Genomic DNA, 11,853 nt, shown 5'->3' with positions numbered 1-11,853 from the left:
AACTGCTGAAAGTATTTTAGGAGGCTGGTCACTTCACGAATCTCAGGCGGAAATTGGTACTCCGGCATTGCTTGCGACATCGGGGCCGCTGGGAACGGTGGTCAGGGGAGCAACGGCTCTTGGCGGCGCGTATCAGCTTGGAACAGGAGCCGGACAGCTGATCGCAGGTGATGATCCCTGGGTAGCCGCAGGTAATATAGTATCGGGTGCACTGGGCATGTCGGTTGTAGCTGTCAGGCCTGGCGGTAAGCCAGGAATGTCTGCGGCTTCTTCTTCAAAATCATCCTCAGAAACGTATTTTCGGGTTGAAGGTGGTGGTAGTGGAACACAAACGAGTCAGAACAGAATTACTGTAAATCCAAATGGAAGTGTAACTATCAATTCAGGATGTAGTGGGCAGTTATGTGTTAGTACTAATGGACCAAACCATGCTGCATACTACCTTACTAATAGAAGACAGGATGGTACCGTAGTTGTTTTTGAAGTAGATGCAAAACTTCATAAGCAGATAATGGATGCGGCTGTTCCTCAGAGGCCGATCCCAGGAGTCACTAAAGACCCCAATGCACCTAAAATTGTTGATCCGACGAAAGGGCAACCTAGTATATCTCTTGAATTGCCTAAAGTTTGGGATAAACTAATTGAGGAAAATTCATCAAATGCTCGCATACTGACCAAAGAGGAGTTTCTTAATGAATTTGGAAAGTAATTATCAGAGCTTGCTCGATAGTATTCTTAACGGAGAAAAAGATATAGCCATTTTTGTTTTAGATGGCATTCATTACTATGTCGCTGATAGTAAAGAAAATTATTGTATTGATGTAAGGCCGGAGTATCAGGCTTATATTGATAAAGGATGGATGAAAGCAGATCTGTATGAACAGGCTGTTAGTTCATTTAGAAATGGAGTTCCTGTTTTATCCAAAGATAACTTCAAGGATTACATTCTAAAGAATAACGTAACCATTTATTCAACGGACTGGATGCGCGCTTTCTTTATCTCAAATAGAGATGCTGTGAGTATTGTTAAATTCTATGAATATATCGAAAAGTTTTTAGCAACTCTTGTAGAGCCAGTATCTCCTGAATGGGATAATTGGCGAATGCGTCTCCCTAAATTTTATATCAACTTCGATAAGAAAATATATCACCATACAGATTGGGATAGACATCACGAAACGTCGGTACCCTCAGACTGGAATGCACAGGCAAATAATGATTTTGGATTACTGGTTCCTGATAAAGAGCAGTACTGGGTTATTAATGGTATGAATTTTTGGAAGTTAAATATGTAAAGAAATCCCGGATCTGAAGAGGCCGGGAGTTTTTCATTTTAGCCGTCAATCTCTGCGGGTCAGGCAGCCAAAACGTTCGCTCCTGATCTCAGGAATATATCCTGTATCGTAGAGCACTCCAGAGAACCCCTTTGAATCCATTGGATCATCTTCTTCTTATAAAAGTAGGGGTAACCGGCAATAACGAAAGCGGTAACTTTGGTAAAATGCGCAGGTGCAGATACAACGCCACGGCCGTGCGGTAGCGTGTTATGGGCCAGAAAGCGCGTCGGGGAAAAACGCTCCGGGTATCAAAACGGAACAGGAAAAAAGTAATCTCGTTACCAGGCTGAACACCGGATAACAATGTTGTTGAGAATAATGCGCTGAGTGATTTAACAGATGCATTAGCGGCAAATAAGACACCGCAACAGGTAGCTGAAGAACGAGTTCAGGAACAAAACGAAAAATATATTCAGGAAAACTGCGCCGGTATGAGCGCTGAAGCCTGTTCGGTGAAGATGTATACCGAGCGGCGGGAAACGCTGAAAGATATCCTGTCGACGGGTGTGGATTTTGTGCCGGTTGCAGGTACGATAAAAAGTGCGGCAGAAGCTGAAAGCGCTCTTGATTATCTGGCAGTAGCTGCATCTCTTATTCCAGGAAAACGGGTTGCCGCTGGCATAATTAAGACGGCAAGAAAAGCGCTGGCTAAAGGTGACGTGGCGGAAGCCTCGAAGCTGATCAATAAAGCCAGTGATGAAATTAAGGTTAAATGGGTCGATGAAAATGCAAGCATGAGCCAGCGAGCCAGGAACTACAATGACTCTGCTTCAGGTGCTCGTTCCAATATTGAAACTCAGAAAGGACAAGTCCCTAGTATTGATCGAATTGACGCCAACGGTGTTAATAAACCTGTTCGCTTTGATGGAGTTGATGGCAATGTAATGATTGATAGGAAAGTATCTGTTGTGACTACTCAAAAAGCTAAAGATCAAGCAGTTCGCCAGTCGCAAGCCCTTAAAAATAATGGGGTGACCGGTCGATGGGAAGTTCCTAACCAAGCCCAAGCTAACCGGGCACAAAAAATGTTCGATGAGTTAGGTATTAAAAATATTGAGGTGAAAGTCATCAATGAATAACAATATTAAACTCGTTAAAGTTATTGCAGATCTTGCTATTTTTTTAGAGTTCACAAATGAAAATCTGCTTGATCCTGATTTGGCAGTGGAAGCTTTAGAACAAATGGCTTCTGAACTTCAGCTTATGGATGCACAGGATAGAAATGATCTGGCCAATATTTTTCGAAATATATCTAAAGAATATATCGGCGATCAAAGTGAATATGTTAAAGATCTACCTGAATCTCTTGGTTTAATTTAGAAAAATATCCCAGCCAAACGGCTGGGATTTATACTTTACAACCAAGCGCTTACCTCAAATCGACCGCCACTCCACAGCTCCATCAGGGACCTTGCGTGGCCGCTTTTGCGGCGTGGCAACCAGCTCTATATAGGCCGCAATCTCCCGCTGCTTACGTTCAGACAGCTTCTTACAGGCCTTACGCAGCGTGGTCACCACCTCCGGTTCGGCGGGCGGCTCAGGCTGCGGCTCCTGGCGGGTAATAATCAGGCAGTCCTGCATCACCCGCACGTTAACCGGCGTCCCTGTCCCAAACCCGACATCTTCCAGCCAGTGGCCTTTCAAATGAATAGACGGCAGCGGCTGATACTTCGCGTCGCTGACATAACCCACGGTATAATAGCGGGTTGTGGGTGCGGCAACCTCTGGCTTATGATGTTGCTCAGCCATAATCAACTCCTTGCTAGTTGGTTTGTGGTCAGCGGCGATATTGGGTTGCAGCCCTTTACCGCCGCGCTAATAATCTTATTCCCTGCTCTTCCTTCTCTGTTTTAACCTGTCTAAATATACACCTTACCCTATGCAAACTCATTGAAAATGCGGATTAAAAATGCGAGCTGGCTCCACGGAACAGGATTAATTTATTTTATTCCGACCGCCTGTTGAGCGGACAGGCAGCGACGCTGTAAAGCGGCGGATATATCAGCCTGGCAAACAGCAATGCCATTACCACCGACTGGGCATATCGCTCAAAGCTGATAACAAGGCCAACGTCACTACGGCGAAAATCACCACCATACCGAATCTGCCAGCCATCCTGAGCCTTGCGAAGAGCAAACCGGGTAACCATTTTATCGAGCCGTGCCGCAAAACTTTTTGTAATACTGTAAAGTCTGAGCATAAATTGAGCGGGTGCGTCTTAAATTTCATCGTTCGGCATTGTCTTGCGCTGGCATATCCTGCATCGTTACAGGCAAATTTACTTGCTAAGGAGATGGCATGTTGTTTTCATTTTTTCGGCTGCTGGTGCGGCTACTGTTTCGTACCCGCCTGGCTGGCGATCTTTCCCCGCTGCATCGGCAAAAGGTCCTGATTGTTCCCAACCATATGTCGTTTCTCGACGGCATGCTGCTGGCGCTGTTCCTGCCGGTGAAGCCGGTTTTCGCGGTTTACTCCTCAATTAGCGAGCAGTGGTATATGCGCTGGGTACGTTCGCTGGTCGATTTCGTACCGCTGGATCCCACTAAGCCGCTCTCAATCAAACACCTGGTGAAAACGGTCAATCAGGGCCGGCCTGTGGTGATTTTCCCTGAAGGCAGGATTACCGTAACCGGCTCCTTAATGAAAATTTACGACGGCGCGGGTTTCGTCGCGGCAAAATCCCAGGCTACCGTGGTGCCAATGCGTATAGAAGGCGCAGAGTTTTCGCCGTTTGGCCGCCTGGCAGGCGTTTTTAAGCGTCGCCTTTTTCCCCGAATCAGCCTGACTGTTCTGCCCGCAACCACTATTCCCATGCCGGAAGCAAAAACCGCGCGGGAGCGACGCAAGCTGGCTGGCGAGCATCTGCACCATATTATGATGGAAGCAAGGATGGCAGTGCGCCCGCGCCAGACGCTTTACCAGGCATTCCTGGCTGCCCGCACGCGCTATGGCTACTTCAAACTTTGCATCGAAGACGTTAACTTCCAGCCAGATAGCTACACGGCGCTGCTGAAAAAATCGCTGGGCGTGGGCCGTATTCTGGAGCGCTACACCTCGCCAGGCGAACATATTGGCCTGCTGTTGCCAAACGCTACCGTTACCGCCGCCGCTATTTTGGGCGCGTCAATGCGTGGCCGCATCCCGGCAATGCTCAACTATACCGCGGGCGTTAAGGGCATGGGCAGCGCGCTCAAGGCCGCAGAGGTAAAAACCATTTTTACTTCACGCCAGTTTCTGGATAAAGGCAAACTCTGGCATCTGCCCGAGCAGCTTACCGAAGCCAAATGGGTATTTCTGGAAGACCTGAAAGATACCGTGACCACGCAGGACAAGCTCTGGATCCTGGGCCACCTGCTGCTGCCGCAGCGCGCCGAAGTGGCGCAGCAGCCAGAAGACGAGGCGATGGTGCTGTTTACCTCCGGCTCGGAAGGCAATCCAAAAGGCGTGGTGCACTCGCATAAAAGCCTGCTGGCGAACGTCGAGCAAATCCGTACGGTGGCAGATTTTACGCCGCGCGATAAATTTATGTCCGCGCTGCCGCTGTTCCATGCATTTGGCCTGACGGTTGGGCTGTTTACGCCGTTGATGACCGGCGCAGAAGTGTTTCTCTACCCAAGCCCGCTGCACTATCGCATCGTTCCGGAGCTGGTTTACGATCGAAACTGTACCGTGCTGTTTGGCACCTCTACTTTCCTCGGCAACTATGCACGCTTCGCCAATCCGTATGATTTCGCGCGGCTGCGTTATGTAGTGGCCGGAGCGGAAAAACTGCAGGAAGGCACGCGCCAGACCTGGATGGATAAATTCGGCATCCGCATTCTGGAAGGCTATGGCGTGACAGAGTGCGCGCCGGTAGTGGCGATCAACGTGCCGATGGCAGCAAAAAACCATACCGTAGGGCGGATCCTGCCAGGCATGGATTCACGCCTGATTGCCGTTCCGGGCATAGAGCAGGGAGGTCAGCTACAGCTGCGCGGGCCGAATATCATGAAAGGCTACCTTCGGGTCGAAAAACCGGGTGTGCTGGAAGCACCGCAGGCGGATAACGGCGAAGGTGAGATGGAAGCGGGCTGGTACGATACCGGCGATATCGTCAGCTTTGATGAGCACGGCTTCTGCCAGATCCAGGGCCGCGCGAAACGCTTTGCCAAACTGGCTGGCGAAATGGTCTCGCTGGAAATTGTAGAGCAGATTGCGCTGAAGGCGTCAGCGGAGAAACAACATGCTGCCTCAATCAAACCGGATGGCAACCGCGGCGAGGCGCTGGTGCTCTTTACCACGGATAAAGAGCTAAACCGCGAAAGCCTCCAGCGTGCCGCCCGTGAGCTGGGCGCGCCGGAGTTAGCGGTACCGCGCGATATTCGCTTCCTGAAACAGCTGCCGCTTCTGGGCAGCGGCAAGCCGGATTTTGTCACGCTGAAAAAAATGGCTGAAGAGCCGGAGGCTACGTCAGAAAATGCATAATGCAACCGGCGATAAATCGCTGTTTTCTCGGGGCATGATGGCGGTAATTGCCGCCCAGTTCTTATCGGCATTCGGCGATAATGCGCTGCTGTTCGCCACGCTTGCCGTTCTTAAGCAGCTGGTTTATCCGGACTGGAGCCAGCCGGTGCTGCAAATGGTCTTTGTTGCCACCTACATCATCCTGGCACCTTTTGTCGGCCAGGTTGCAGACAGCTTTGCTAAAGGCCGCGTAATGATGTTTGCCAATGGCCTTAAGCTGTTGGGTGCCCTGGCCATTTGCTTCGGTTTTAACCCTTTTATCGGCTATGCGCTGGTTGGCATTGGCGCAGCGGCGTACTCGCCAGCCAAATACGGTATCTTGGGCGAAATCACCGATGGCGAAACCCTGGTTAAAGCTAACGGCCTGATGGAGTCTTCCACCATCGCCGCTATCCTGCTGGGCTCGATTGCGGGCGGCGTGTTGGCGGACTGGAACCTGACCGGCGCGCTTATCGCCTGCGTGCTGGCTTACGCGCTGGCCGTAGCGGCTAATCTGCTTATCCCTAAGCTGGCGGCGGCGCGGGCAGGGCAAAGCTGGCATCCGCTGCGGATGTCGTCCAGCTTCTTCCGGGCCTGCGGCACGCTCTGGCGGGATGGCGAAACGCGGTTTTCGCTGGTGGGCACCAGCCTCTTCTGGGGCGCGGGCGTGACGCTGCGTTTTCTGCTGGTGCTGTGGGTGCCGGTGGCGCTGGGCATCACGGATAACAAAACGCCTACATTGCTGAACGCGATGGTGGCTATTGGCATCGTTTTTGGCGCAGGCGCGGCTGCTAAGCTGGTAACGCTGAAAACCGTTGGCAGATGTATGCCAGCGGGCGTATTGATAGGCGTGGCGGTAGTGTTTTTTGCCTTGCAGCATACTGCCGCAGGCGCCTATGGTCTGCTGATCGTTATCGGCATGCTGGGCGGTTTCTTCGTGGTGCCGCTAAATGCATTGTTGCAGATGCGAGGTAAAGAGAGCGTCGGCGCAGGCAATGCTATTGCAGTACAAAACCTCGGTGAAAATGGCGCAATGCTGCTGATGCTGGGACTGTATTCTCTGGCTATAAAACTGGGCGCGCCGCCGGTAGCAACTGGCGTAGGGTTCGGCGCGCTGTTTGCGCTGGCGATAGCGGTGCTTTGGGGCTGGCAGCTGGCGCAAAAGCGTAACGGCAAGGCTTAAAAGTAAAGCTGTTATTCCGACAGGAAAGGGCGGAAATCTTCCGCCCTTTGAGATTGATGACAAACCTTAGGTCGCGTTTAAATCAGTGACAGAGCAGCAGAGGCAGATCGGAACACGGACACGCCGTTAATCCATCCGTGGAGGCTCGGTTAGCGCGTCCATGCGCCAAACGGTCCGCTTATCCGCTCTGCCTCTGCCGCTATCAAGCAGCTGTGTTGCTGTAGAAAAAAGCCAAAATCCAAAAACGGTTTAGGTTTATCAGCAGTCTGAAAGGGCGGAAATCTTCCGCCCTTTTTTATTACCAGATTTTAAACTTTCCGGCAGAAAGCGACTTACGGCGCCGGGAAAGTATAGCGGCGATGGATCGCCTCCAGCGCCTGCATCACTTCTTCATTCAGCGTCAGATTATAGCTGTCGATATTCATCTGCAGCTGCTCCAGCGTCGTGGCCCCCAGCAGCGTACTGGCCACGAAAGGTTGCTGACGCACAAAAGCCAGCGCCATCTGCGAAGGGTCAAGATTGTGTTTTTTCGCCAGCGCGACATATTCGCCAATCGCCAGCTGGGCCTGCTCGCCGCTGTAACGGGTAAAGCGGCTGAACAACGTATTGCGCGCGCCAGCGGGTTTGGCACCGTTCAGATATTTGCCGCTCAGCGTACCGAAAGCCAGGCAGGAATAGGCCAGCAGCTCCACGCCCTCATGCTGGCTGATCTCTGCCAGCCCAACCTCGAAGCTGCGGTTAAGCAGGCTGTAAGGGTTTTGAATAGAAACGATACGCGGCAGCTCGTGCTTTTCTGCCAGCTGCAGATAGCGCATCACGCCCCACGGCGTTTCGTTGGAGACGCCGATATAGCGAATTTTGCCCGCGCGAACCTGTTCGTTCAGCGCCTCCAGCGTCTCCAGCAGCGTGACTGTGGCAGTATCTTCCACATACTCATAGTTCAGACGGCCAAAATAATTGGTCTGTCGCTGTGGCCAGTGCAGCTGATAAAGATCCAGATAATCGGTATTCAGCCTTTTCAGGCTCGCCTCGAGCGCCTGACGAATATTTTTGCGATCCAGCGCCTGATCCGGGCGAATTGAGGCGTCCGCACCGCGCACCGGGCCTGCCACTTTAGAGGCGAGGATCACTTTCTCACGGTTGCCGCGCGCTTTCAGCCAGCTACCGATATAGCTTTCGGTTAATCCCTGTGTCTCCGGGCGCGGCGGCACAGGATACATTTCGGCGGTATCAATAAGGTTAATGCCGGAGCGAAACGCCAGGTCAAGCTGCGCGTGCGCATCGGCTTCGCTGTTTTGCTCGCCAAACGTCATGGTGCCTAAACCCAGGCTGCTGATCTCCAGCGTACTGTGGGGGATACGATGATAATGCATTTGCCGGCTTCCTTTTTTCATTATTAAAAGACCGGCCTGGCGTGTGGGGTAAAGCTGCCAAAGCAGATGCCAGATCCGGCTTTTGACTATAACCGCCGGGCGAAGCAGGGGGAAGAGCGGATTTAGCGGTAAGTGCGGCGGAAAGCCACCCGTCTGAAAGCGTCAGGTGGCAGGGCGAGACTAGCGTTCAACAATAGAAGAAACATCGTCGCCGTTAATCTGCAGCTCATGGCCGGAACGATCGGTATACTTCACCAGGCCGGTATCGGCATCGATCTCCGGTTTCCCCTGGGTCATAATCATTTTGCCTTCTTTTGTCGCCATTACGTAATCACTGCTGCAGCCGCCGAGCAGCGTAGCCAGCATCAGCACGGCCGCGCCTGACATCAACTTCATAGTTAGCTCCCTTAGCCTGGAATTTGCCTGCGATCAGTAATAGCGCATTTTACAGAAAGCGTTAACCGCATAACTCCGAAAAAAAAGCGACGGCACGCGCGGCTATTGACTTCGATTAAAAAGTAGACGCAATAAAGCCAGCCGATATAGCCAGCTGGCTTGAGGTTGATGACAAACCCCAGGTCGCGTTTAAATCTGTGACAGAGCAGCAGAGGCAGATCGGAACATGGACACGCCGTGAAATCGTCCCTGATGGCTCGGTTGGCGCGTCCATGCGCCCACCTATCCGCTCAGCCTCTACCGCTATCAAGCTGCAGCGTTGCTGTAAAAAGAGGTAGTCCTGATGAAGGGTTCAGGTTTGTCAGCAGTCTGAAGCCAGCCGATATAGCCGGCTGGCTTATTTTCATGCCCGGCTTTTTCTGCCGCGCAGCAGATTCAGACACTCTACCGCCATAGAGAAAAACATAGCGAAATAGATATAGCCTTTAGGCACGTGGATGTTGAAGCTTTCCAGGATCAGCGTAAAGCCGACCAGAATCAAAAAGGTCAACGCCAGCATTTTTACCGAAGGATGCCGTTCAACAAATTCGCCGATAGTACGGGCGGCAAACATCATCACGCCCACGGCAATAACTACCGCCGCCATCATAATAATTAAATGGTCGGAAAGACCAACGGCGGTAATAACGGAATCAAGGCTGAAAATAATATCCAGCAGCATAATCTGCACTATTGCGCCGACAAAGGAATGGACGTTACTGCTCTGGGCCTCTTCGCCGCCTTCAATGGTCTCATGGATCTCCATACTGGATTTCCACAGCAGGAAAAGTCCGCCAAACAGCAAAATTAGATCTCGCGCTGAGAAGCTGTGATCCATCAGGGTGAACAGCGGCGTAGTCAGGCGAATAACCCAGGCAATCGAGGCCAGCAGGCCCAGCCGCATCAGCATCGCGCCCGCAAGCCCTACACGCCGCGCGGCATTTTGCTGATGTTTGGGGAGCTTAGCCACCACCAGTGAAAGAAAAATAATGTTATCAATACCCAGAACGATTTCCAGAATCGTCAATGTGCCCAGCGCCAGCCAGGCGTTGGGATCGGCAAGCCAGTCAAACATACAGAGGTCGCATCCTAAACGAAAGGTAAACGAAGAGTATACTCATCCGGTTGTTGGTCAGCTAAAGCTTTACAGTAAAAAATGACGCGCCAGCAAAGGGGCTGTAAATGTCTTTTTTAAATAGAAACCTCTGGGCAAGGTCATTATCGGCTGGCCGTTTTCGCCGATTCCTTCCGTCAGGGCTTTGCTGTTAGCCGCTTTAGGCCGGATTTGCAGCACGTCGCCATGACGGGCCGTGATGCGCTCAACCTGCCCCAGCACTATCATATCCATTAGTTCTTCCCAGTCGCGCCGCAGCAGCTCTTCTTCCTGCTGGTCAGGGCTCCAGAGCAGCGGAGCGCCCACGCGGCGATCGGCCAGCGGAATAGCGCGCTCGCCTTCAACCGGTACCCACAGTACCCGGGCCAGCTTATGGCGTACGTGGCTGCTTTCCCAGACGAGGCCGCTGTTGCCGGTCAACGGTGCCACGCAAACAAAGGTGGTTTCCAGCGGACGGCCCTGTGCATCAATTGGGATAGTTTTCAGCTCAACGCCAATTTCCGCAAAATCCTGTTCCGGCTTGCTGCCAGCGTTGGCGCCCAGATAGCGTTCAAGCAACATGCCTACCCAGCCTTTGTCGCGCCGAAGATCGGGTGGAATAGCCAGATCGGCCTCCTGCGCCAGTTCGCCCAGCGTAAAGCCTGCCAGCCGACGCGCCCGTTCCAGTAAAACGGCTTCGTTTTCGGGCGGTAAAACCGGGGAAAAGAGAGCAGGCATAGTTCAGCCTCCTTGGTTGGTTAAATAATATACAGCACATTGTCAGGGTATAACGCCCCGGCTTACTTCAGGGGAAAAGTGCAATAATAGCATGATTATGCTTGCCTTTTTATCGTCCAGGCTCAGCTGTTCGCCGCAATGAAAAAGGTTATGCCCGTCTGCACACCGGCAATAAACAGGATCTTACACGTAGTTATCCACAGAAAAATGGGATAAGTCGGCTTTTACAATAACACTGTTTCGATTTACAGGCTTGACGCCGCCATTTCTACGCTTTTTTGCTTTTTTTTGCTTATCATAACGACATATCCTGTGGATAAAAAAGCCGGCGCTCGATCTTTCGCCACCTCCCTGACAACCTGGTATGACAACGGGATGACAAACAGAAAAAAGCAGATCCGGATCGCATAAAATTCAATTCTTATAGAGAGTTAAACAGGGCGTTATGGCAGCCTGCGCCAGGCCAAAGAAAAGTTTTCCCCAACGGTTAATAGGGTTCTGCACAAAGATATCCACAGAAAAGGTGAATAAGATCGGCCAAAAATGGCAATTTCTGTTTATAACTTCGCTAATGTTTATAAGTTATCCCGCCATAACGCCCTGCGAGGCCCGAAAAGCAGTGGTTTACCGCCTGTAAGGAGTATGAAACAATCAGGCTATCCGAGTTTTAGTTTGAGGTAGTCCAGTGATCGATGATGATGGCTACCGCCCGAATGTTGGTATCGTAATTTGTAACAGGCAGGGACAAGTGCTGTGGGCCAGAAGATATGGCCAGCACTCCTGGCAGTTTCCCCAGGGAGGTATCAACCCTGGCGAAACGGCAGAACAGGCGATGTATCGAGAACTCTTTGAGGAAGTCGGTTTACACCGCAAAGATGTGCGCATCCTTGCCTCTACCCGAAACTGGTTACGCTATAAGTTGCCAAAACGTTTGGTGCGTTGGGACACAAAGCCGGTTTGTATCGGCCAGAAACAGAAGTGGTTTCTTCTGCAACTCTTGTGCAATGACGCGGATATCAACATGCAAACCAGCAGCACGCCAGAGTTCGATGGCTGGCGCTGGGTCAGCTTCTGGTATCCGGTGCGTCAGGTGGTCTCTTTCAAGCGCGATGTTTATCGCCGGGTAATGAAAGAGTTCGCTGGCGTAGTGATGCCGCTGCAGGAGAACGCCGTACCGCGAAATACGCCTTATCGACGGAAGAGAGGGTAAGC

Annotated in this window: 12 protein-coding genes; 7 read left to right on the top strand and 5 right to left on the bottom strand. The window is 51.6% G+C overall.

Annotated features, from left to right (window positions below):
• The 4 genes from ACETPC_RS18795 to ACETPC_RS18780 form a co-directional block, all read left to right on the top strand.
• A partial coding sequence (locus tag ACETPC_RS18795) for a hypothetical protein (protein WP_380184002.1) occupies positions 1-709 on the top strand: 709 nt, incomplete at its 5' end.
• Entirely contained in the window at positions 693-1,295 is a 603-nt protein-coding gene (locus tag ACETPC_RS18790; protein WP_380184001.1) for a hypothetical protein, read from the top strand. The genes ACETPC_RS18795 and ACETPC_RS18790, both read left to right, overlap by 17 nt.
• 473 nt (positions 1,296-1,768) lie before the next feature.
• Positions 1,769-2,416, top strand: a complete 648-nt coding sequence (locus tag ACETPC_RS18785) for a hypothetical protein (protein WP_380184000.1) — start codon at positions 1,769-1,771, stop codon at positions 2,414-2,416.
• Positions 2,409-2,657 carry a hypothetical protein gene (locus ACETPC_RS18780; protein ID WP_380183999.1) on the top strand — a complete coding sequence of 83 codons (249 nt, stop codon included), beginning with the start codon at positions 2,409-2,411 and terminating at the stop codon, positions 2,655-2,657. Before ACETPC_RS18785 ends, ACETPC_RS18780 begins: the two co-directional genes overlap by 8 nt.
• Positions 2,658-2,711: 54 nt before the next feature.
• Here the strand turns inward: ACETPC_RS18780 and ACETPC_RS18775 are convergent, their stop codons facing one another.
• Positions 2,712-3,086, bottom strand: coding sequence for a SymE family type I addiction module toxin (locus ACETPC_RS18775; RefSeq protein WP_380183998.1), 375 nt, complete (start codon positions 3,084-3,086; stop codon positions 2,712-2,714).
• A gap of 549 nt (positions 3,087-3,635) precedes the next feature.
• Between ACETPC_RS18775 and aas the strand changes: the two genes are divergently transcribed.
• On the top strand, positions 3,636-5,801 hold the full coding sequence (gene aas / locus ACETPC_RS18770) for a bifunctional acyl-ACP--phospholipid O-acyltransferase/long-chain-fatty-acid--ACP ligase (RefSeq protein ID WP_380183997.1): 2,166 nt from the start codon (positions 3,636-3,638) through the stop codon (positions 5,799-5,801).
• Positions 5,794-7,002, top strand: coding sequence for a lysophospholipid transporter LplT (lplT, locus tag ACETPC_RS18765; protein ID WP_380183996.1), 1,209 nt, complete (start codon positions 5,794-5,796; stop codon positions 7,000-7,002). The genes aas and lplT overlap by 8 nt, the downstream gene beginning before the upstream one ends.
• 332 nt (positions 7,003-7,334) lie before the next feature.
• On the opposite strand, the gene ACETPC_RS18760 is transcribed toward lplT, so the two are convergent.
• From ACETPC_RS18760 to mutH, 4 genes are all read right to left on the bottom strand, one after another.
• On the bottom strand, positions 7,335-8,375 hold the full coding sequence (locus tag ACETPC_RS18760) for an NADP(H)-dependent aldo-keto reductase (RefSeq protein ID WP_380183994.1): 1,041 nt from the start codon (positions 8,373-8,375) through the stop codon (positions 7,335-7,337).
• Positions 8,376-8,555: 180 nt separating this feature from the next.
• Positions 8,556-8,771 carry a YgdI/YgdR family lipoprotein gene (locus ACETPC_RS18755; RefSeq protein WP_380183992.1) on the bottom strand — a complete coding sequence of 72 codons (216 nt, stop codon included), beginning with the start codon at positions 8,769-8,771 and terminating at the stop codon, positions 8,556-8,558.
• A gap of 403 nt (positions 8,772-9,174) precedes the next feature.
• Complete coding sequence (locus ACETPC_RS18750) at positions 9,175-9,885, bottom strand: TerC family protein (RefSeq protein WP_380183990.1); 711 nt, start codon at positions 9,883-9,885, stop codon at positions 9,175-9,177.
• A 69-nt stretch (positions 9,886-9,954) separates the two neighbouring features.
• Positions 9,955-10,641 carry a DNA mismatch repair endonuclease MutH gene (gene mutH / locus ACETPC_RS18745; RefSeq protein WP_380183988.1) on the bottom strand — a complete coding sequence of 229 codons (687 nt, stop codon included), beginning with the start codon at positions 10,639-10,641 and terminating at the stop codon, positions 9,955-9,957.
• A gap of 685 nt (positions 10,642-11,326) precedes the next feature.
• On the opposite strand from mutH, the gene rppH reads away from it, so the two are divergent.
• Positions 11,327-11,851: an RNA pyrophosphohydrolase gene (gene rppH / locus ACETPC_RS18740; protein WP_380183986.1), complete on the top strand. Its 525-nt coding sequence runs from the start codon at positions 11,327-11,329 to the stop codon at positions 11,849-11,851.
• The last annotated feature ends 2 nt before the right edge of the window (positions 11,852-11,853 follow it).

It is taken from the genome of Pantoea sp. sgz302252, from assembly GCF_042610525.1.
Taxonomy (GTDB): Bacteria; Pseudomonadota; Gammaproteobacteria; order Enterobacterales; family Enterobacteriaceae; genus Erwinia.
This window is presented reverse-complemented; position numbering and strand designations above follow the sequence as displayed.

Coding starts and splice junctions, on each gene's coding strand:
- ACETPC_RS18775 (WP_380183998.1), bottom strand. CDS start 3,086: ATGGCTGAGCAACATCATAAGCCAGAGGTTGCCGCACCCACAACCCGC.
- ACETPC_RS18785 (WP_380184000.1), top strand. CDS start 1,769: ATGAGCGCTGAAGCCTGTTCGGTGAAGATGTATACCGAGCGGCGGGAA.
- ACETPC_RS18790 (WP_380184001.1), top strand. CDS start 693: ATGAATTTGGAAAGTAATTATCAGAGCTTGCTCGATAGTATTCTTAAC.
- ACETPC_RS18750 (WP_380183990.1), bottom strand. CDS start 9,885: ATGTTTGACTGGCTTGCCGATCCCAACGCCTGGCTGGCGCTGGGCACA.
- lplT (WP_380183996.1), top strand. CDS start 5,794: ATGCATAATGCAACCGGCGATAAATCGCTGTTTTCTCGGGGCATGATG.
- aas (WP_380183997.1), top strand. CDS start 3,636: ATGTTGTTTTCATTTTTTCGGCTGCTGGTGCGGCTACTGTTTCGTACC.
- ACETPC_RS18760 (WP_380183994.1), bottom strand. CDS start 8,375: ATGCATTATCATCGTATCCCCCACAGTACGCTGGAGATCAGCAGCCTG.
- ACETPC_RS18780 (WP_380183999.1), top strand. CDS start 2,409: ATGAATAACAATATTAAACTCGTTAAAGTTATTGCAGATCTTGCTATT.
- mutH (WP_380183988.1), bottom strand. CDS start 10,641: ATGCCTGCTCTCTTTTCCCCGGTTTTACCGCCCGAAAACGAAGCCGTT.
- ACETPC_RS18755 (WP_380183992.1), bottom strand. CDS start 8,771: ATGAAGTTGATGTCAGGCGCGGCCGTGCTGATGCTGGCTACGCTGCTC.